The following is a 20,653-nucleotide window of genomic DNA, read 5'->3' as shown; positions in this document are numbered from 1 at the left end:
CTCTCATGTCAGCATGAAGCCAGCATAGTCAGCGGCGAACTCACGCATTTGATCGCGCTTGCGGTTTTGCAGTCGCGGCGGAGGGCCGAGACGATTCCGCCGCGTCACCATGCACGCCCGCGGCGCTACCCGCCTGCCCCGGCCTCAGCAACAGCCCACCCAGCACGCCGGCCGCCGCCGCAAAAACCGCCCCAAACAGAAACGCGACGTGATACCCGCTGTTCAGCGCAGCCGCGGCACTCGACGACGCCTGCATCGCCTCGCTACGCGCCGCGGCAAGACTCGCGAGCACGGCAAGCCCGAGCGCCCCGCCCATCATGAACGATGTATTGACGATGCCCGACGCGAGGCCCGAATCGGCGGGATCGACGTCGCTCATTGCGGCGAGCAGCAGCGGATTGAACGCGATGCCCGCACCAAAGCCGAGCAGCAACATGCCGGGCAACACGTCGGGTACGAAGCTGCCGTCGACGGGCGCACGCGCGAACAGCGCAAGCCCGCAAGCAGCGATCAGCAGGCCAGCCGCGAGCGGACGACGCAGCCCGAAGCGCATCACCACGCGCGCCGACAATCCCAGCGAAAAAAGTCCCATGATCAGGTTCGCGGGCAGAAACGCGAGCCCCACCTGCAATGGCCGATAGCCGAGCACGCGCTGCAGATACAGCGCCGAAATAAAGAACCACGCGAACATCGCCGCCGCCCACAACACGCCGACCAGGTTCGCGGTCGCGACATTGCGCAAACGCAGCAGAGCGAGCGGCATCAACGGGTGTTCGATTCTCGCCTCGATTGCGAGGAACACGGCAAGCAGCGCGAGCCCGACGAACAGCAGGCCGAGCGTTTGCGCCGAAGTCCAGCCCGCTTCGTTGCCGTTGACGATCGCATAGACCGCCAGCATCAGCGATGCGGTCACGCTGAGCGCCCCGGCCACATCGAGCCGTTCGCCATGCGCGTGGCCGCGCGCAGCGGGCAATAGCGCGAGGCACAGCGCGTACACCGCAATGCCGATCGGCAGATTGACCAGGAAGATCCAGTGCCAGCTCAGCAGGTTGGTGAGCAGTCCGCCGAGCAGCACGCCGATGCTGCCGCCGCCCGCGCAGACGAAGCCATACACGCCCATCGCCTTCGCGCGTTCGCCGGCTTCGGTGAACAGATTCATGATCAGCGACAACGATACCGCCGAGACGATCGCACCGCCCAGGCCCTGCACGGCGCGCGCGGCGACCAGCAGCACCTGCGAATTCGCGAGGCCGCAGGCGAGCGAAGCGAGCGTGAAGAGCGTAATGCCGCTGAGAAACAGCTTGCGGTGTCCGTACAGATCGCCAAGCCGTCCGCCGAGCAGCAGGCAGCCGCCGAACGTCAGCATGTAGGCGTTGACGACCCACACGAGCGAAGTTTCGCTAAAGCCGAGATCGGCTGCGATGGACGGCAGCGCGACGTTCACGATGGTCGTGTCGAGTACGATCATCAGTACGCCGAGGCAGAGCACGATTAGCGCGAGCCAGCGTTGCTTGCCGTGGAGGGAATGGGTCATGCGGACGCCCCTTGACGCGGATTCGGTCGATCACCGACGATGGGTTTTCGAGTCTAGCACCCGCACATTTAGCGTCCAACTACGAAATCCTGGGCGGCGGCGCTGCGCGAAGCCGCGCGCGGTTCCGCTTCAATCGCCGCCGAGGATTTCGTATTTGCCGCCGCGTTCGAGCGCGCGCTGATACGCGGGCCGCGCGTGAATGCGCTGCAAAAACGCGCTTATCGCGGGCAATTGCGCGGCGACGCCGCGGGCGTTGATGGCTGTGAGCCGGCATAGCGGACTTCGAAGGTCTTGCCTGCAAACAGCGGACGGTCGGCGGGTGCGTTCGTGATGCTGATCTCCGGCAGAGAAGGTTTCAGTGGGCAAGTTCCACGGGTTCGGCGGTACGATCGGGCAGGCCTTCGCGCTGGTCGAGGGATCCGCTCAGGGCGGTAAGCGCGAATGCGCCGAGCGTGACTGCGGCGGCGATCCATGGCGTGTGGCCGAGGCCGATGTGCGTGACGATCAGCCCGCCGAGCGACGAGCCGCCCGCGACGCCGAGATTGAACGCAGCGATGTTGAAGCCGGACGCGACATCGGTGGCCTCGGGAGCGAAGTGGCGCGCCTGCTTGACGACGTACACCTGCAGGCCCGGCACGTTGCCGAATGCGACCGCGCCCCAGCAGAGCATCGTCAACACGGCGAGCCACGCGTTGTGCACGGTGAAGGTGAGGGCGAACAGCACGGCGGCGAGCAGCAGGAAAATCCGCTTGAGCGCCTTGACCGGGCCGACACGATCGGCGAGCTTGCCGCCCCAGACATTGCCCGCCGCGACCGACACGCCATAGGCGACGAGCACCAAGCTGACTTGCGACGGCGTAATGCCCGAGATTTGCTCGAGTAGCGGCGCCATGAACGTGAACGCGATCAGCGAGCCGCCGTAGCCGACAGCGGTCATTGCATAGACGAGCAGCAGCCGGGGTTGCGCGAGCACGCGGAATTGCTGGAAGAGCGGCGCGGGACGCGCATGCGCGAGATGCCGGGGCACGAAGGCGACAGCCCCGAGAAACGCAACCAGCCCGAAACCCGCGACGACGAGAAACGTCGCTCGCCAGCCGAAATGCTGACCGATTACGGTGCCCAGTGGAATGCCGGCGACGAACGCGACCGTCATGCCGCTGAACATCGTCGCGATCGCGCTCGCGGCCTTCTCCTTCGGTACGAGCGTGGTCGCGATGATCGAGCCCACCGAAAAGAACACGCCGTGCGCGAGGCCCGTGAGAATCCGTGCGACGATCAGCGACTCGTAACTCGGCGCGCGCCATGCAACGAGATTGCCGACCGTAAACAGCGCCATCAGACCGGCGAGCAGCGTCTTGCGCGGCAGGCAGCCGGTCAGCGCGGTGAGGAGGGGCGCACCGATCGCAACACTGAGCGCGTACAGGCTCACGAGAAGCCCGGCTGCCGGCAGGCTGACGCCGAGATCAGACGCGATTGTCGGGATCAGGCCAACGATCACGAACTCGGTCGTGCCGATGGCGAAGGCGCTGATGGTGAGCGCGAGAAGAGCGAGCGGCATGGCGGTCGATCCGGAACATGAGTGGAGACCGGCGCAGTGTGCTCTCTTTACTTTTGCGGAAAAACCAGGTTATAAATGAAATTGTTTTGATTTGAAATCAACAATGAAAATCACACTGGACGAATTGCAAACCTTCGCGGCCGTAGTCGATACCGGGTCGATCACCGCCGCCGCGCAGCAGCTCGACCTGACTGTGTCGGCCGCAAGCCGTACACTCGGCCGGCTCGAGGAGAAGCTGAAGACGACGCTGTTGCGCCGGACCACGCGCCGGCTCGAATTGACCGAGGAGGGGCGGGCGTTCCTGCAGGACGCACGGGCGATCATCGAGTCGGTGGAAAGTGCCGAGGAACAGATGGTGGCGCGGCGCGAGAAACCGTCGGGGCGGTTGCGGGTCGACGCGGCGTCGCCGTTCATGCTGCATGTGATCGTGCCGCTCGTGCAGGGCTACCGCGAGCGTTATCCTCAGGTGGAGCTGGAACTCAACAGCAACGAGGGTGTGATCGATCTGCTCGAGCGGCGCACCGACGTCGCGATCCGGATCGGCCGGCTGAAGGATTCGACGCTGCATAGCCGGCTCGTCGGCAACAGCAGGCTACGCATTCTCGCGAGTCCGAACTATCTCGAGGTGAACGGCCAGCCGCGCAAGGTCGAGGATCTCGGTAAGCACGCACTGCTCGGCTTCAACCAGCCGGAGTCGCTGAATGTCTGGCCGTTGCTGGGCGCCGATGGCGAACCGTACCGCATCGCGCCCACGGTCTGGTCGTCGAGCGGCGAGACGCTGAGGCAACTCGCGCTCGAGGGCAACGGGATCGTCTGCCTGTCGGACTTTATGACCATGCAGGACCGCGAAGCCGGAAGGCTCCTGCAGATCCTGACGCGCCACACGCAGGACGTGCGGCAGCCGATTCATGCCGTTTATTACCGGAATACGGCGATCTCATCGCGGATCGCGTCATTCGTCGATTATCTGATCGAGACGCTCGGCAGCGGAGCGCCGGCGCGGCCGGCGGCTGCGTGGGCGGATCAGTGATGGACGCCTGAGGCACGATCATCGCCGGACCGAGCGGGGGTGGGAAACACGTTCCGGCATACGAGCGCAACGGCGTCATCGCGGACGATGCGCGAGGCGGTTCAAATAGTAAAGTATGGCGCGAGCAGCACCGGGCTCCAGTCGGCGCGCAACACTGTTCAGTTTGCCAGCACGCGAGTCCACGAGACTGTCGTCGGCCTGCACAGGCTGGCGCAACGCGGTGGCGTGCTTCGCGCGAAACAAGCGTACTGGTCAGTTGCTGCCGTTTTCGACAAGCGTTTTCAGACCGCCGAGTCCCGCGCGGTAAATTTGCTCATAGTGCGAAACGAACTCACGTGTCTTGCTTGCGTCATCAGGCAGAAAGTGGCTGGACCACGTTGCAACCGAGCGTGCATCGCCATCGTCGTGAACAGATACCGGGCCGACATAGCCGGACACGGAATCCGGGCCTTCGACGAGCGCATAGCTATACCGTCGGCCGGCTTCGTTAAAGTCAAGCAGACGCTCGATGATGACGACGGAAGGTCCTGAATCCGGCGACTGAAGTGTGAAACGGCACGCACATAAAGTCCTGCAGAAAATATGAAATGTTCTGAACCGGCAATAAAGTCGGACCGCGTCGCGATCAGTCGCGACCCTGCACAGAGATGTCGAGCATCGCGAGACTGTTATCCATAGGGAAGCGAGCTCGTTGACACGCATCGCGAGACGCACGAGGCCGCGCTTGACCTCCGATACGGCCGGGGCCGTCCGCGGCCCCTGTTTCTCGGCGCCGCTCCAAAAGTGATCCTGTCCACGTTTCCGAAGGCCAAGCTGGCGGTTCTGTTCGATCAGTATGCCGAAGAGATCGCGCAAAGCGGCTTGGGGCCGACACTCGACGAGTTCCGGGCGTCGCTGCTCAAAATCCGACGCGCGGGCTTTTATCTGTCGAGGGACGAACTGGAAAACGGCGTTTCTGCACTGGCGTCGCCGCTGTTCACGGACGATTCCGGTGAAGCGGTCGGATCGCTTGCGGTGATCGTACCGACGCAGCGACTCGAATTTGCGAATCTGGACCGGCTCGTAGAATCGATCCGGGAGGCAGCGGCGCGAACCTCTCAGCGCGCGCGGTCATCGAAAGTAGGGGAGCCGGGGCCGCAGCTTCGTCGCACACGATATCGCGAGTCAAGCGGTCCGCTTAGTCACCACGCTGAACGCCATTCATGAGCGGTCCAAGGATGGCGACCTAGCCTCCAGTGTCAACGGGGCATTCAGTTGATGTCGGGGCTGACCAGCAAACTCTTTCCGATAGGCCGCGGGAGTCGTCTTTTTCAGCGCGCGAAATTGACGGTTGAAATTGGCAACGTTGGGAAATCCTGAATGCGCCGCGATGACCGACACGGGCCATGAGGTGTCCGCGAGCATTCGACATGCGTGACCGATTCGCACACGGCTCACATACTTCCCGACACTTTCGCCGATATGTTGAACAAAGTATCGATTGAGTGTGCGCTCTGAAAGGGTCGCGGCGGCGGCTAATTCCGCCAGTGTCAGCCGTTCGGCAAACCGTGCCTCGATAACTGCTAACGCCCGATTTACCCGCTCCGGCTCGTGTCCGGAGGGCCGCCCCACGTTGCTCTGATCGAATGCGTTGGGGGACGCGAGTGGCCGTGCCTCTTCATCGGCCAATGTGCACAGGATGTCCAGCGCAACGCTGAGTCTCTCTCTGGGAGACGCTGACAAAAGACCCTCGAGTCGGCTACGCACCGTTGCCCCGGCTTCCGCTCTGAACGCAAGGCCGCAGGCAGCGCGTCGCAGAAGCCGATGAAGTGCTTCGTACTCCGGGCAGCAATCGGCCAGTCGTCGCGCCCAGTCGCCTTCGAACCAGATGACGATAGCGACCTGCGGGGCGCTGTCGTCGATCGAACGGTTCGACGACCAGGTATGAGGCAAGTCCGGCGGGACGAGCACCAGGTCATCGCCCTCGTACCCGGCGATCGAGTCACCGATGTAGCGCTTGCCACGGCTATTCATCGTCAAGGTGAGTTCATATTCCGGGTGATGGTGCCATTCGAACGGAATACGCGGAAGCTTCCGGTGATAAACCCGCACGGAGCATCCGGCGCTCATCTCGACATGTTCGTATAGAGGCTTCATGGCTGGAATCGCAAAGAAGTTGACCTTATTGTATCACCTGTCCATCGTGGCCCAGGCTAAGCTTCAGTCATCAAAGAACACCAGGAGACGCCACCATGGAATCCCTTCACATCGACGATTTGCCGACCGCTATTCGGGCGGTTAAAAAGCTGTTGCGCGCCGGCCTTCCGAACTATAGGGAAGTATTCCAGCAGGTCGAAGCTGATATTCAGCGCAAGGTCGCTACCATCGTGGAGCAGCGTGCCCGCGGTGACTCTGTCATTCCTGAAATCCAGTTTGCGGATATCGCGGCTGACCGGGTGAGCGCCGCGCAGATCGCATCGATCAAGGATCGAGGGGCCTGCGTCGTCCGGGGGGTGTTCAGCCGCGAGCGCGCTGAAGGCTGGGACGCGCAGGTCGCTGAGTATGTCGAGTCCAATGACCTCGACGAAAAACTCGCGCATCGTGCAGAAGACAAGTACTTCGGCAACCTCGCTTCGAGCAAGCCCCAGATCTATGGCATTTACTGGTCGAAGCCTCAGGTCGAAGCGCGCCAGGCGCCCGAACTCACTCAGACGCGCGTCTTTCTGAACCGCCTCTGGAAACACGACAGCGAAGGACGCGTTCATTTCGATCCGGACCGCGTTCCGGTGTACGCGGACCGGCTGCGACGTCGCCCCCCCGGCTCCGAGTCGCTCGGGCTGTCTGCTCATTGCGACGGTGGGTCAGTCGAACGTTGGCTTGACGACAATTTCCGGCGTGTTTATCGACACGTGTTTAGTGGCGACTGGCGCCGCTACGACGCGTTCGATGCCGCATATCGCCCCGAGGCGAGAGAGATTCCGTCACCGACTGTCTGTTCGATGTTCCGTACTTTCCAGGGCTGGACAGCGCTCACTCCGCAAGGTCCGGGAGACGGCACGCTTCAACTCGTGCCGATCGCGAACGCGATGGTGTACATATTATTGCGCGCCCTTCAGGATGACGTGCCGGACGACGATCTGTGCGGCGCCTTGCCCGGGCGCGCACTTTCGATCAAGCCGGAATGGCATGGTCCGCTTCAAGAAGCGTTGTCCTCCATTCCACTGATGCAGGCAGGGGACACCGTCTTCTGGCATAGCGACGTGATTCACGCGGTCGAAGATGCTCATCATGGCAAGGGCTACAGCAACGTCATGTACATATCGGCTGCGCCAGCGTGTGCAAAGAACGACGCCTACCTTAAACGCCAGTTGCCGACCTTTCTCAACGGAGATAGCCCGCCGGACTTTCCTGCGGACAATTTCGAAGTCGACTTTGTCGGACGCGCGGCGGAGGCAGACCTGACTGAACTCGGCAAGGACCAGATGGGCTTCACGCTGTGAAACGCCGTCGCTGGGGGTTGAAAGGCAATCCACCGATTCGTAGGCGGGTAGCCCGGTCGGTTCGGGGTTAGCCAGACGGCCCGCCACGATCCGGCCAGCCCCTCTGGCTGACGCGCGATGCATCAAGGGGACAGAAGTCTATTGCCGCTGGCCTGCAACGCGACGTTCTGTGCGGGCGGGATCGATCGACAGAGGCGGGTGGCGCCCCGCGGAGCCCACGCTTGATTCCCTGACGACTAGCTGCGGAATGGCGAAGTACTGCACGGGTGGTTCTTTTCCGTCCGCCGCTGGATCGAGCCTGGCCAGCAGCGTCTCACTCGCGATCGTGCCGAGTTTGTCCGCTCCGGCGGAAAGAGTAGTGAGCGGCGGATTGGTATGTTCTGCCGCCACCACATTGTCACAGCCAACGACCGCGAGCGCCTTGCCCGCACGTTTGCCCATTCGGTCCAGCTCATGCAACACGCCAAACGCAACCTGATCGTTGTAGCAAACCACCGCCGTCGGACGAGGCCGCATCTCGAAGATGGAGCGGACAGCCTTGCGACCGCCCTCCGGAGTCAGTTCAACGTCGATGATCCACTCGTCGGCGACAGGCAGGGCATGGCTGGCCATTGCCGTGAGATAGCCCTGCCTGCGCTGGTTCGCAACCGCATACCCCGTTCGATTGCCGGCGAATGCGATACGTGTGTGGCCCTGAGCAATCAGATGTTCCGTCGCGAGAGCGAATCCAAAGCTGTTGTCGACTCCGACCGTGTCGACATCCGTGCCCATCGGTCGCATGACAAGGACAAGTGGAATTCCCCAGGACTTGATCTCGTCCGGCAGTTGCTCAGGTGTTCCCAGCGCAGGAGACATGATCAGGCCGGCCACATTCTGTTCACGCATCGATTGCAGAACACGGGTTTGGGTCGCGACGTTTTCGGCAGTGTGCGCCATCAGCGTCGTGTATCCGGACTGCGCGAGTACCCGCTCGATGGCGACGAGCAACTCGACAAAGAAGGGGTTAGTCAGATCATTAATGACCATCCCGACGATGGTACTTCGGGTCCCGCGCAGGTTTGCTGCGCCGCGGTTATAGACGTAGCCGAGTAGCTGGGCTGCCGCCCGAACTTTTTCGGCCGTCTCCGCCTTGATTTTTGGGCTCTGCTGGAGGACCAGCGAGACCGTCGACTTGGATACGCCCGCAGCCGCTGCAATGTCCTGAATCGTCGGAACTGTTTTCATGTTGCTTTGCACAATTGGAACGTTCCAAAAAGTATTTGACACGGTGAAATGAGTCTACTACAGTTTGTTGGAACGATCCAATAAACGCTAGTTGGAACGTTCCAATGGAGAGAGACAATGACTTCCAAGATTCGCTGGGCGCTAATCGGCGCCAGCACGATAGCCGACGAGTGGATGGTCAACGCGATCCGGTCGCAGCCGGACGGCACGATCGAAGCGGTCGTCAGCGGCAGCGCCGGGCGCGCCCGCGAGTTCGCGGACAAGCATCGAATTTCGAAGTCGAGCACAAGCCTTGATGAGATCCTCGCCGATCGCAACGTCGACGCCGTCTACATCAGCAGCACGAACGAAAAACACCTGCCTCAAGTTCTGGCGGCCGCTGCCGCCGGCAAACACGTGCTCTGCGAAAAGCCGCTTGCGCTCTCAGAGGCTGACGCGAGCCAGATGATTGAAGCGTGCGCCGCCCATCAGGTTGTCCTTGGCACGAACCATCACCTGCGGTGTGCCGCGACACACCGCCGTCTGCGTGAACTCATCCGTTCAGGTGCGCTCGGCTCGCTGCTGTACGTGCGTGTCTTCCACGCGGTCTCCCTACCGCCGCACCTCCGCGGCTGGCGAATCGAGCGCCCTGATGCGGGTGGCGGCGTCGTGCTGGACATCTCCGTGCACGACGCTGACACCCTTCGCTTCATTCTGGATGCAGAACCCGTCGAAGTGAGCGCGATGACCTCGTCGGGAAGCATGGGTACCCAGGGCCTCGCCGACGGCGTGATGGGAATCATCCGGTTCAGTAACGGCGTGCTTGCCCAGATTCACGACGCGTTCACCGTGCCGTACGCGCCGACCGGCCTCGAGGTCCACGGGACCGAAGGCTCGCTCATCGCACGCGACGTGATGACCCAGCGCGCCGTCGGAGAAATCGAACTGCGTTCAGCAGCAGGTTTCGAAATCATCGAGGTCGTCCACCAGGACCTTTATGTCACCGCGGTCGCCCAGTTCCATCGCGCTGTTCTCCTCGGTGAGGATCCCGCAGCCACCGGCCGGGACGGATACCGGTCACTGGTTACCGCGCTTGCGCTTCAAGAGTCGGCTTCAACTGGTGCACACGTCGCCGTCCCGCAGCAGTTCGCGCGCTGAGTCAGTTTGAGGAGATCTATTGTGGGTTCCAGCAAAGTTATTTCGATGGCGACTGCCGCAGGCCTGATCAACGATGGTGACGTTGTGACCGTCAGTTCGTCGAGTGGCCTGGGCTGCCCCGACGCCATGCTGGCGGCGATCGGGACGCGCTTTGAAACCGAAGGCCATCCTCGAGCACTTTCGCTGCTGCATCCGATAGCAGCTGGCGACATGTATGGCGTCAAAGGCGTTGATCATCTGGCGAAGCACGGTCTTATCAAGTCGATCATCGCCGGTTCGTTTCCCAGCGGCCCATCGAGTCTACCGATGCCCGACATCTGGCGGATGGTGGTCGACAATGAAATCCGCGCATACAACCTGCCGAGCGGTGTGATGTTTGACATGCATCGGGACGCGGCCGCGAAGCGCCCTGGTGTCCTCACCAAGGTGGGGCTCGACACTTTCGTCGATCCGGACCGGCAGGGCGGCGCAATGAACAGTCTCTCGGAATCCGAGCCGATCGTGGACAAGGTCACGTTCGCGGGCGAGGAGTGGCTCTTCTTTCCGAATATCGTGCCGCGCGTCGCTATCGTGCGTGCCACCACAGCGGATGAGCGGGGCAACCTGTCTTACGAACACGAAGGCGCGCTGCTCGGCGGCCGCGACCAGGCGCTTGCAGTGCGCAACAACGGCGGCATTGTCATCGCACAGGTCAAGCGAGTCGTGAAGGCAGGGTCGCTCGGTACGCAGCAGGTGCATATTCCGTGCAACCTCGTTGACTACGTGGTCGTGGACCCCGAGCAGAAACAGACGACGCAGATCGAATACGACCCGGAGATCAGCGGCGAAATCAAGGTTCCGGACAGCGAATTTGCATTTGCCGACTGGAACGCAGAAAAGGTGATTGCCCGTCGCGCAGCGATGGAAATCGCGGACGGAGACGCGGTGAATCTTGGCTTCGGCATTTCGGCCAACGTTCCGCGCATTCTCCTTGAAGAAGGACTCAACGGCCGGGTGACGTGGGCCATCGAGCAGGGTGCGGTGGGCGGTATGCCGCTGCTCGGCTTCGCCTTCGGTTGCTCGGCAAACGCCGACGCGATCATGCCGTCGCCTTCGCAGTTCATCTACTTCCAGGGAGGCGGCTTCGATGTTTCGCTGCTGTCGTTCCTGCAGATCGACCGCAACGGCCACGTGAACGTATCGAAGCTGCCCAGCAAGCCGTACCTGACTGCCGGATGTGGCGGCTTCATCGACATTACGACGCACGCGAAGAAGCTCGTCTTCTCGGGATTTTTCACGGCCGGCGCGAAGCTGGAGGTCGGTCACGGACGGCTGACGATCCTTCAGGAAGGCAAATCGAAGAAGTTCATCGGCGACGTCGACCACGTCACGTTCAGCGGCCGCATGGCGCAGCAGCGTGGTCAGCAGGTGCTGTATGTGACTGAACGCTGTGTGCTGCAGCTCACGAGGGACGGTCTTGAAGTGATCGAGGTCGCGCCCGGCATCGACCTGAACAGGGACGTGCTTGAGCAGGCGGATTTTCCTTTGATTGTCTCACCGGATCTGAAGACCATGAATGCCGCGATTTTCAGCGAATCGCCGTACGGACTGCAACTCAGGGAGGTGCATCGTGGCTGATATCGATGGAATCCGGTTTGAGCGCAGCGGCGCAGTCGCTCTTGTCACGTTGAATCGCCCCGAAAAGCTCAATGCCCTGACCCCGCCGATGCTGATGCGTCTGGAAGCGGTCGCCGCGGATCTCGATACGTGGACCGATGTGCGCGCCGTGGTCCTGACTGGCTCGGGAACGAAGGCTTTCTGCGTGGGTGCGGACATCAATGAATGGTCCGCGCTGGCGCCTCTTGATATGTGGCGTCAGTGGGTACCGCGCGGACACAGGATCTTTGATCGTTGGGCTGCGCTTCGTGTGCCGGTCATCGCAGCTATCAATGGACACGCACTCGGAGGCGGGCTGGAGCTTGCCGCGGTGGCGGACATCCGGATTGCAGACCCTGCCGCGACCTTCGCGCTCCCAGAGGCGGGTATAGCGACATGTCCGGGTTGGTCTGGCACGCAACGGCTTGTCTCGGTCATTGGGGCGAGCAAGGTCAAGATGCTCGCGCTCACCGGCAGACGCATCGACGCCACGCGCGCTCACGCGATCGGTCTGATCGACGAGCTTGCATCAGCGGGCGGTGCATTGAACGCCGCGCTGGAGATGGCCGAACAGATCGCACGTCTTGCGCCCGTGTCGGTGCAACTGACCAAGCAACTGGTGAACGCGGCAAATGGCGAGGGTGCTGCGGCCACCCTTGAGGCAATGGCGGGTGCATTGGCGGCAACAACCGCGGATGCGCGTGAGGGAATGCTGAGCTTTCGCGAAAAGCGACCGGCGAATTTTGAGGGTAACTGACATGACGACTGTAGACACAAATCCTGAACTGGCGCCGTTGCTTGTGGCGTCTCGTAAGACTGACTTTGAGGTGTATCACGGTCGCCTCTACATCGACGGGCAGTGGCGCGATGCCGGTGACGGCGAGCGTGTCGAGCGGCTCAGTCCGGCTCACGGCGAGCTCGTCAGCACCTATGCCGTGGCGACGCCCGAGGACGTCGACGCGGCGATCGACGCAGCCCATCGTGCATTTCACAACGGCCCCTGGCCAAAGATGAAGGGAGCGGAGCGTGCCCGCGTGCTGCTGGCGATCGCGGATGGCATTCAGGCGCAGATTGAGCGTCTTGCGCTGATCGAATCGCTGGAGAACGGCAAGCCGCTCACCCAGGCGCGCGCGGAGGTCGCCGGTTGCGTCGATCTGTGGCAGTACGCTGCGAGCCTTGCTCGCACCACCAGCGGTGACGCCTACAACACCTTGGGTGAGGACATGCTTGGATTGGTGTTGCGTCAGCCGATTGGTGTGGTCGGGATCATCACGCCATGGAATTTTCCGCTGTGGATTCTGTGCCAGAAACTGCCATTCGCGATGGCAGCAGGCTGCACATGCGTGATCAAGCCTAGCGAACTGACGTCTGGCACGACCGTCATGTTGATGGAGATCCTTGAAAAGGCAAGCGTGCCAGCCGGAGTCGCGAATGTCGTGACGGGCAAGGGCTCACGCGTCGGTCAGCCTCTCGCCGAGAGTCCACGGGTCGACATGCTCTCGTTCACGGGTTCGACCCACGTGGGGTCGATGCTTGCTGGGGTGGCCTCGAAGAAACTCAAGAAAGTCGCCCTGGAACTGGGTGGCAAGAATCCTCAGATCGTTTTCCCGGACTGCGACTGGGATGCCATGGTGGACGCGGTCGTGTTCGGCGTGTACTTCAACGCTGGCGAATGCTGCAACAGCGGTAGCCGGGTTCTCGTGCATGAGTCCATCGTAGAGCGGTTTGCCGCTGCTGTTATCGAGCGTGCCCGCGAAGTGCCTGTCGGCGACCCGCTTCATCCTGATGCGAAGGTCGGCGCGATCGTCAGCGAACAGCAGATGAACGACATCCTTGGTCATATCGAGACCGGTGTCTCGGCAGGTGCGAAGGTGCGTCTCGGCGGCGGGCGTTACGCAAGTGCTAACGGCCTTTATCTGCAGCCGACCGTCCTCACCGATGTCACGGCAGACATGGGTGTCGCAAGAGAGGAAATTTTCGGCCCTGTCTTGAGTGTCATCGCTTTCCGCGATCTGGATCATGCCATCGAAATCGCAAACGACACTGCGTACGGCTTGTCGGCCGCGGTGTGGAGCAGCGATATCGATACCTGCCTGAAGGTCGCACGCGGTGTCGACGCAGGGACGATCTGGGTGAACACCTTTCTCGACGGATATCCGGAACTTCCGTTTGGCGGATTCAAGGCCAGCGGCGTCGGACGCGAACTCGGCAAGCAGGCGGTCGAGGACTATACGGAGACGAAGACGATTCAACTGCATATCGGAGAACGCAAGAACCTTTGGCTGCCGGCGAAGAAATAGCAGGTAAGAAATGAGCCTCGGGCGGAAGGGGCCGCCGGGAAAAAGACTGAAAACCCTCTCCATCAGAGAGAGCAACCCATCTGGAGTGAGACATGTTGAGGAAGACACTTTTTGCACTCGTGGCAGCCATCGCCGTCAGTGGCAGCAGCACGGCATCGGCGGCCGACACCAAAACCGTCGAAGTGATGCACTGGTGGACCTCGGGCGGCGAAGCCCGTGCGCTGGAGGTATTAAAGGACGGATTGAAGCAGCGCGGATACGCCTGGAAGGACGCGCCGATTGCAGGGGGCGGCGGCGAAGCAGCGCGCACGGTGCTGAAAGCTCGCGTTGCATCCGGCAATCCGCCTGACGCCATCCAGATGCTCGGTTTTACCATTCCTGAATACGCGTCGCAGGACTTTCTGACCAACCTTGATCCGATCGCCGCAAAGGAAGGATGGGACAAGCTCGTGCCGGGTCCGATTCAACGTTTCTCGAAGGTCGATGGTCATTGGGTAGCGGTGCCGGTCGATATTCACCGGACCAACTGGATCTGGGCGAACAAGAAGATTTTCGATCAGTTGCATCTGACTCCGCCGCAGACGTTCGACCAGCTGGTTGCCGATGCCGCCGTGATTCGCAAGGCTGGCTACACGCCGCTCGCCCACGGCGGGCAACCGTGGCAGGAAGCAACGATTTTCGATAGCGCCGTCATGTCTGCCGGCGGCCCGAAATTCTATACCCAGGCGCTCGTCAATCTCGATCCTGCCGCGCTCGGCTCAAAGACGATGGAAAAGGCATTTGACCAGATGCGCGCGCTGCGCGGTATGGTCGATCCGAATTTCCCGGGGCGTGACTGGAACCTCGCAACATCGATGGTCATCAACGACAAGGCCGCGATGCAGATCATGGGCGACTGGGCGAAGGGTGAGTTCGTGAACGCTGGCAAGAAGGCCAATGTCGACTACCTGTGCTTCCAGTATCCCGGCACCCAGGGCGACTTCATCTTCAATACTGACCAGTTTGCGACGTTCAAAAAGAGCGATGCCAGCGTGCCTGGTGAATATGCGTTCGCGTCGACCGTGATGGACAAGGGCGTGCAGGCGAAATTCAATCAGATCAAGGGAGCGATTCCGGCGCGTCTCGATGTGCCTTCCGATGGGTTCGACGAGTGCGGTCAGAAATCGATGGCTGATCTTCGCACTGCGCTGAAGAGCGGCACGATGGTGGGCAGCTTCGCGCACGGACACGCAATGCCCGATGGGCCGAAGAACGCGGTCTATGACGTCGTCACGCATTTCTTCAACACCAACGAGTCATCTGCCGATGCGGTGAAACAGCTGGTCGACGCTGTCAACAACGCCAAGTAGGCCGTACACCGTCTTAAAACTCACGGGGGCGCCAGCGTGCCCCTGCGAAGACCCGATGCTCCCGAAGTAGAGGTGGTTGCCATGCACACTACACACCGGACCGTCCATACCTCGTCACGAGGTACTACGGACGAATCCCAGCTTCACGACAAACGCCGGTCAAGCCTGAGAAACCGGTTCGAGCAGGTATTGCCAAAGCTCGTGTTGTCGCCCACGTTGATTACGACGCTGATCTTCGTCTACGGCTTTATCGTCTGGACCACGGTCCTGTCGTTCACGCGCTCACGCGCGTTTGCCAATCTGCACTGGGGCGGCCTGATGCAGTACGGACGCGTCTGGGCACATCCGCGCTGGCACGTTGCGGTCACCAACCTGGGAATCTATGCATCGCTGTATGTCGTCCTGTGCATGGGGATCGGGCTGGGCCTCGCCATTCTTCTCGACCAGCGCATCAGGGCAGAAGGCGGTCTGCGCGCGATCTTTCTTTATCCGATGGCGATCTCCTTCATCGTCACGGGGACGGCCTGGAAATGGATACTGAATCCCGGTCTCGGGCTGACGAAGCTTTTCCACGACTGGGGTTGGACCGGTTTCAGGTTCGACTGGATCATCGATGATCGAATGGCCATTTACACCGTGGTCATCGCCGCGGTGTGGCAGGCGTCCGGCTTCGTCATGGCGATGTTCCTCGCAGGCTTGCGGGGTATCGATCAGGATATGGTCAAGGCCGCGTCGATCGATGGGGCAAGAATGCCGGCTATCTATCGACGCATCATCATCCCGCAACTGCGGCCGGCTTTCGTTTCCGCGTTCGTCATCCTCGTTCACCTCGCGGTCAAGAGCTATGAACTGGTGGTGGCCTTGACAGGCGCAGGTCCCGGCTATTCGACGGAGTTGCCCTCGACGTTCATGTACTCATTCACCTTCACGCGAAACGAGTTGGGAATGGGAGCGGCGAGTGCGGTCATGATGCTGTGCACGGTCGCGGCGATCATGGTCCCGTATCTCTATTCAGAGCTTCGTCCGCGCAGCGGCAGCGGCTCGCATTAGTCCAGTCAGGAGATCGTCATGTTGAAAAAAGGCTGGGACTCGCCGCAAATGGTGATGGGTAAGCATAACTACGTATCGAGGATCGTGATCTATGGACTGCTGGCGCTTTTTGCCGTCGTCTATCTGATCCCGCTCGCGGTAATGATGCTGACGTCGTTCAAACCTCTTTCGGAGGTGTACAGCGGAAACATTCTCGCGTTGCCACGTGCGTGGACACTGGAGCCGTGGCTTAAAGCCTGGGGGGAAGCGTGCGTTGGCCTCGATTGTTCCGGCGTGAAGGGGTTTTTCTGGAACTCGACGCGGATGGTCATTTCCGCCGTTGCGATTTCTACCTTCCTTGGCGCGCTCAACGGTTACGTGCTGACCAAATGGCGATTCAAGGGCGACAACATCCTGTTTGGACTCGTTCTGTTCGGATGCTTCATCCCGTTCCAGATCGTGCTTATTCCGATGGCTACCTTCCTCGGGAAAATCGGGCTGGCCCAGTCCATTACGGGTCTCGTGTTCGTGCACATTGTCTACGGTCTATGCTTTACGACTTTGTACTTCCGTAACTTCTATGTCGCGTTTCCCGATGAACTGGTGAAGGCCGCGATGATCGATGGCGCGCGCTTCTTCAGGATCTTCCTGCGCATCCTGTTGCCGTGTTCCGGCGCCATCATCACTGTAACGGTGATCTGGCAGTTCACCAATATCTGGAACGACTTCCTCTTCGGTGCTTCATTTACGACGGGCAGCACGGCGCCTATTACGGTCGCACTGAACAACATCGTGAATACGTCGACAGGCGTGCGTGAGTACAACGTTCAGATGGCAGCCGCCGTGATTACCGCGCTGCCCACTCTTCTGGTCTATGTGATCGGCGGCCGCTATTTCGTGCGCGGCATGATGGCCGGTTCGGTAAAGGGGTAAGGAAATGGCTTCTCTGCATATTTCAAATGTCCGCAAGGCCTACGGCCCGACGGAAATCCTGAAGAACATCAACATCGATGTGACCGATGGCGATTTCCTTGTACTTGTCGGGCCGTCCGGTTGCGGAAAATCGACCCTGCTGTCGCTGATCGCGGGACTCGACACTATCTCCGGTGGGGAGATCCGGATCGACAACGACCGTGTGAACGACCTGCATCCCAGCGAGCGGGATATCGCGATGGTCTTTCAGAGCTACGCCCTGTATCCGAACATGACGGTCGGCCAGAACATCAGCTTCGGTCTCGAGATGCGCAAAGTGTCGAAAGTGGAGAGGGATAAGGCCGTAGCAGACGCTGCAAGACTGCTTCAGATCGAGCACCTGATCAAGCGCCGCCCGGGCCAACTCTCGGGCGGTCAACGGCAGCGTGTCGCCATGGGACGGGCGCTGGTGCGGGACCCGAAAATCTTCCTGTTCGACGAGCCGCTGTCCAATCTTGACGCAAAACTGCGCGTTGACATGCGCACCGAAATCAAGAAGCTGCATCAACGGCTCGGCGCGACCATCGTGTACGTGACTCACGATCAGATCGAAGCGATGACACTCGCGACCCGGATTGCGGTGATGAAGGGGGGCGTGATCCAGCAGTTCGGCACGCCAGCCGAGATCTACAGTACGCCGGCCAATACCTTTGTCGCGACGTTCATGGGCTCCCCGTCGATGAACCTCATTCCGGCAGTGCTCTCAGCCCGGAACGACACACTCGGTCTGACGATGGGCGAAGGCAGTGCAGCGGTTAGCCTTGATCTGCCGGACCAGTCCGCCGCAGTCGCGCGATACGCGGGCAAGAAGGTGATCGCCGGTCTTCGGCCAGAAGCGATCGGTGTGGAATCCTCGCGGGTCCCGGATGCGGTGCGCGAGATAGCGGTGAAGGTGCTGGTCATGGAACCCACGGGACCGGACACGCTGGCGGCCCTTGAAATGGGCGGGGTCGAAGTCGCTGCCCGGCTTGGCGCCGACATGCCGCATAGCCCGGGCGAGCACTGCAACCTGCGGGTCGATCTGTCGAAGCTGGTCCTCTTCGATGCGCAAACGGAAGAAAGGATAGCGTGATGCATGCCGATGTCGTGATCATTGGTTCGGGCGTCGGCGGCAGCGCGATTGCCCTGCAACTCGCGGGTACGGGTGCCAGTGTCGTAGTGATCGAGCGGGGCGACAATCTTCCCCGCGAACTGCAGAACTGGGATGCGGAAGCCGTATTCGGCCAGCTCCGGTATCGCACGCGCGATACTTGGCTCAACGGCGCTGGCGAGCGCTACCGCCCTGGCCAGTACTACTTTGTCGGCGGGCATACGAAGTTCTTCGGTACCGCCATGTTCCGGCTGCGTGAAGCCGACTTCGAAGAACTCGCGCATGAGGAAGGTGTGTCGCCCGCGTGGCCCATCGCGTACCGGGACCTCGAAAAATACTACGACCTGGCCGAGGAACTCTTCGGCGTGAGAGGGTCCGCTGGTCAGGATCCGACCGAGCCGCCGAGATCCGTCAATTATCGTCATGGACCGATACCTGACGAACCTGTGATCGGCAGGCTCCGGGAGAAGCTTCGGCAGCAGGGCCTGCATCCGTTCTTTATGCCGGCTTCGGTCGATTTCGGCGACGGCGGCGCGTGCGTGCGCTGCGGCACATGTGACGCTTTTCCTTGCCGCATTGACGCGAAAGGAGACGCCGAGATGTGCCTGTTGCGCCCCGCGCTGAATCAAGGAGGCGTGTCCCTGCTGACGGGCGCACGCGTGACACGACTTGTGACCGACCCGACAGGGCGAAGAATTTCGAGCCTCGAAGTTCAGACGCGGGACGGTCCGCTTACGGTCACTGGCGACACGTTTGTGCTGTCGGCAGGGGCGATCAATAGCGCCGTTCTGTTACTCGCCTCGGCTAACGACAAATTTCCGAACGGGCTTGCGAACACTTCGGGAGCGGTCGGGCGGTACTACATGAACCATAACTGCACCGCGATTCTGGCAATCGACCCGAGGACGGTCAACGACACCCGTTTTCCGAAGACGCTTTCGGTCAACGACTTCTACTTTGGCGGCGTGCATGACCGGTGGCCGCTGGGCAATCTGCAAATGCTGGGAAAAATCCGTGAACCGATGCTTCGTGGCGCGCTTCCGTATGTGCCGAGGAAGCTTCTGGAATACATAAGCCGTCACAGTGTCGACCTTTACGCGATGTCGGAAGACTTGCCGAGCGCCGATAGTCGCGTAGAGCTAACGTCGTCCGGTGACATCCAGCTCACGTGGAATCGCACCAACCTTAAACCGCATCGACGCTTCGTGCAGAAAACGAAGGGTCTGCTCAAGGATGCGGGCTATCCGCTGGTCGTGAGCAGACGCTTTGGCGAGGACACGCCGTCCCATCAGTGTGGGACGGTCCGGTTTGGCAGTGACGCTGGGTCCGCGCCGCTCGATCCGTTCTGCAAGGCTTATGACCACCAGAACCTGTACGTCGTTGATGCGAGCTTTTTCCCATCGTCTGCTGCGGTCAATCCAGCACTGACAGTGGCAGCGCAGGCTCTACGGGTCGGCGAACACCTTCGTTCGGAGCTGACGCGCAGCCGCACGGCTAGCGGAGACCACGTTTTTGACGGAGACCGACATGCCTGATGACGCAATGCAACCTCTCGCAGCGCTCGTCACGGGCGGCCGCCGCGGAATCGGGCGCGCGATCGCTGTCGAACTCGCGTCGCGCGGCTACGACGTGGCCATTACCGACATGGTCGATGACAAAGATACCGCTCTGACGCTAAGGGCGATTGAGGACCAGGGACGGCGGTCTCTGTTTGTGCAGGCCAATTTGCAGGATGTGGCGTCCCACGCGCGAGTGCTCGAATGTGTGCTGGCGTGGTGCGGCGATCTGGATTGCCTGGTGAACAACGCGGGAATCGGCTCGCCCGCGCGCGGTGATCTGCTGGATGTGACTCCGGAGGCGTTCGACACCGTGCTTGGAGTGAATCTGCGCGGAACCTTCTTCATGACTCAGGCGGTTGCTCGCCATATGTTGAGCGCAGAGTCAGATCGCCCGCGCGCGATTATCACGGTCTCGTCGGTATCGGCCACGATGGCGTCACCTGAGAGGGCCGAGTATTGCCTCTCGAAGTCCGCTTTGCCGATGATGACAAAACTGTTCGCACTACGCCTTGCTCATGCAGGTATCCCGGTTTTCGAGGTGCGGCCTGGGATTATCCGGACGCCGATGACCGAGGCGGTTGCGCAGAAGTATGAGGCGCGTTTCAAGGAGGGGCTCGTTCCCATGAACCGTTGGGGCGAGGCTGACGATGTCGCGAAAGCGGTCGGCCAGCTTGCGGGCGGTGCGTTGCGGTTTGCCACAGGCAGCGTGCTCCAGGTTGATGGTGGCCTCTCGATTTCTGCCTTTTGAAGGTGAGCA

At 61.2% G+C, this 20,653-nt stretch carries 18 protein-coding genes and 1 pseudogene; 13 read left to right on the top strand and 6 right to left on the bottom strand.

Annotation, left to right across the window (positions count from 1 at the left end; all coding sequences use genetic code 11):
* Positions 1 to 40 precede the first annotated feature (40 nt).
* The 3 genes and pseudogenes from OKW28_RS07845 to OKW28_RS07835 form a co-directional block, all read right to left on the bottom strand.
* Complete coding sequence (locus OKW28_RS07845; protein ID WP_429444552.1) at positions 41 to 1,534, bottom strand: DHA2 family efflux MFS transporter permease subunit; 1,494 nt, start codon at positions 1,532 to 1,534, stop codon at positions 41 to 43.
* Between the two features lie 129 nt (positions 1,535 to 1,663).
* Positions 1,664 to 1,801: pseudogene (locus OKW28_RS07840) on the bottom strand (glutathione S-transferase); the annotation flags it as partial.
* Positions 1,802 to 1,889: 88 nt separating this feature from the next.
* Positions 1,890 to 3,092 carry an MFS transporter gene (locus OKW28_RS07835; protein ID WP_429444550.1) on the bottom strand — a complete coding sequence of 401 codons (1,203 nt, stop codon included), beginning with the start codon at positions 3,090 to 3,092 and terminating at the stop codon, positions 1,890 to 1,892.
* Positions 3,093 to 3,195: 103 nt separating this feature from the next.
* Here OKW28_RS07835 and OKW28_RS07830 point away from each other — a divergent pair, with 103 nt between their 5' ends.
* Positions 3,196 to 4,122 (top strand): LysR substrate-binding domain-containing protein, encoded by a 927-nt coding sequence (locus OKW28_RS07830; RefSeq protein ID WP_429444548.1) that lies wholly within the window; start codon positions 3,196 to 3,198, stop codon positions 4,120 to 4,122.
* A gap of 252 nt (positions 4,123 to 4,374) precedes the next feature.
* Here OKW28_RS07830 and OKW28_RS07825 read toward each other — a convergent pair whose 3' ends face one another.
* The gene (locus tag OKW28_RS07825) at positions 4,375 to 4,977 is read right to left on the bottom strand and encodes an SRPBCC family protein (RefSeq protein WP_429444546.1); all 603 of its coding nucleotides are present in this window, start codon (positions 4,975 to 4,977) and stop codon (positions 4,375 to 4,377) included.
* On the opposite strand from OKW28_RS07825, the gene OKW28_RS07820 reads away from it, so the two are divergent.
* Positions 4,906 to 5,328 carry an IclR family transcriptional regulator domain-containing protein gene (locus tag OKW28_RS07820; RefSeq protein WP_429444544.1) on the top strand — a complete coding sequence of 141 codons (423 nt, stop codon included), beginning with the start codon at positions 4,906 to 4,908 and terminating at the stop codon, positions 5,326 to 5,328. The genes OKW28_RS07825 and OKW28_RS07820 overlap by 72 nt on opposite strands.
* On the opposite strand, the gene OKW28_RS07815 is transcribed toward OKW28_RS07820, so the two are convergent.
* Complete coding sequence (locus OKW28_RS07815; RefSeq protein ID WP_429444542.1) at positions 5,323 to 6,258, bottom strand: helix-turn-helix domain-containing protein; 936 nt, start codon at positions 6,256 to 6,258, stop codon at positions 5,323 to 5,325. The two genes, OKW28_RS07820 and OKW28_RS07815, sit on opposite strands and share 6 nt — an antisense overlap.
* A 95-nt stretch (positions 6,259 to 6,353) precedes the next feature.
* Between OKW28_RS07815 and OKW28_RS07810 the strand changes: the two genes are divergently transcribed.
* Positions 6,354 to 7,601, top strand: coding sequence for a DUF1479 domain-containing protein (locus OKW28_RS07810; protein WP_429444541.1), 1,248 nt, complete (start codon positions 6,354 to 6,356; stop codon positions 7,599 to 7,601).
* A gap of 138 nt (positions 7,602 to 7,739) precedes the next feature.
* Here OKW28_RS07810 and OKW28_RS07805 read toward each other — a convergent pair whose 3' ends face one another.
* Positions 7,740 to 8,825, bottom strand: a complete 1,086-nt coding sequence (locus OKW28_RS07805; protein WP_429444539.1) for a LacI family DNA-binding transcriptional regulator — start codon at positions 8,823 to 8,825, stop codon at positions 7,740 to 7,742.
* A gap of 117 nt (positions 8,826 to 8,942) precedes the next feature.
* On the opposite strand from OKW28_RS07805, the gene OKW28_RS07800 reads away from it, so the two are divergent.
* The 10 genes from OKW28_RS07800 (at position 8,943) to OKW28_RS07755 (ending at position 20,644) form a co-directional block, all read left to right on the top strand.
* Positions 8,943 to 9,962, top strand: a complete 1,020-nt coding sequence (locus OKW28_RS07800) for a Gfo/Idh/MocA family protein (RefSeq protein WP_429444537.1) — start codon at positions 8,943 to 8,945, stop codon at positions 9,960 to 9,962.
* Between the two features lie 45 nt (positions 9,963 to 10,007).
* Positions 10,008 to 11,579: an acyl CoA:acetate/3-ketoacid CoA transferase gene (locus tag OKW28_RS07795; protein ID WP_429444535.1), complete on the top strand. Its 1,572-nt coding sequence runs from the start codon at positions 10,008 to 10,010 to the stop codon at positions 11,577 to 11,579.
* The gene (locus tag OKW28_RS07790) at positions 11,572 to 12,354 is read left to right on the top strand and encodes an enoyl-CoA hydratase/isomerase family protein (protein WP_429444533.1); all 783 of its coding nucleotides are present in this window, start codon (positions 11,572 to 11,574) and stop codon (positions 12,352 to 12,354) included. Before OKW28_RS07795 ends, OKW28_RS07790 begins: the two co-directional genes overlap by 8 nt.
* 1 nt (position 12,355) lies before the next feature.
* Entirely contained in the window at positions 12,356 to 13,897 is a 1,542-nt protein-coding gene (locus OKW28_RS07785; RefSeq protein ID WP_429444532.1) for an aldehyde dehydrogenase family protein, read from the top strand.
* Between the two features lie 92 nt (positions 13,898 to 13,989).
* Positions 13,990 to 15,246, top strand: coding sequence for an ABC transporter substrate-binding protein (locus OKW28_RS07780; protein WP_429444530.1), 1,257 nt, complete (start codon positions 13,990 to 13,992; stop codon positions 15,244 to 15,246).
* A gap of 81 nt (positions 15,247 to 15,327) precedes the next feature.
* Positions 15,328 to 16,296: a carbohydrate ABC transporter permease gene (locus OKW28_RS07775; RefSeq protein ID WP_187632690.1), complete on the top strand. Its 969-nt coding sequence runs from the start codon at positions 15,328 to 15,330 to the stop codon at positions 16,294 to 16,296.
* A gap of 54 nt (positions 16,297 to 16,350) precedes the next feature.
* Positions 16,351 to 17,208, top strand: coding sequence for a carbohydrate ABC transporter permease (locus OKW28_RS07770; RefSeq protein WP_376776311.1), 858 nt, complete (start codon positions 16,351 to 16,353; stop codon positions 17,206 to 17,208).
* 4 nt (positions 17,209 to 17,212) lie between these two features.
* Positions 17,213 to 18,319, top strand: a complete 1,107-nt coding sequence (locus OKW28_RS07765) for an ABC transporter ATP-binding protein (RefSeq protein WP_429444527.1) — start codon at positions 17,213 to 17,215, stop codon at positions 18,317 to 18,319.
* Positions 18,319 to 19,872 (top strand): FAD-dependent oxidoreductase, encoded by a 1,554-nt coding sequence (locus OKW28_RS07760; RefSeq protein WP_429444525.1) that lies wholly within the window; start codon positions 18,319 to 18,321, stop codon positions 19,870 to 19,872. Before OKW28_RS07765 ends, OKW28_RS07760 begins: the two co-directional genes overlap by 1 nt.
* Positions 19,865 to 20,644: a 3-ketoacyl-ACP reductase gene (locus OKW28_RS07755; protein ID WP_429444523.1), complete on the top strand. Its 780-nt coding sequence runs from the start codon at positions 19,865 to 19,867 to the stop codon at positions 20,642 to 20,644. Before OKW28_RS07760 ends, OKW28_RS07755 begins: the two co-directional genes overlap by 8 nt.
* Positions 20,645 to 20,653 lie beyond the last annotated feature (9 nt).

The sequence above is a fragment of the Paraburkholderia sp. 40 genome, assembly GCF_050434105.1.
Classification (GTDB): Bacteria; Pseudomonadota; Gammaproteobacteria; order Burkholderiales; family Burkholderiaceae; genus Paraburkholderia; species Paraburkholderia tuberum.
Note: the sequence above shows the minus strand (reverse complement) of the source record. Positions and strands in the feature narration are given on the sequence as shown.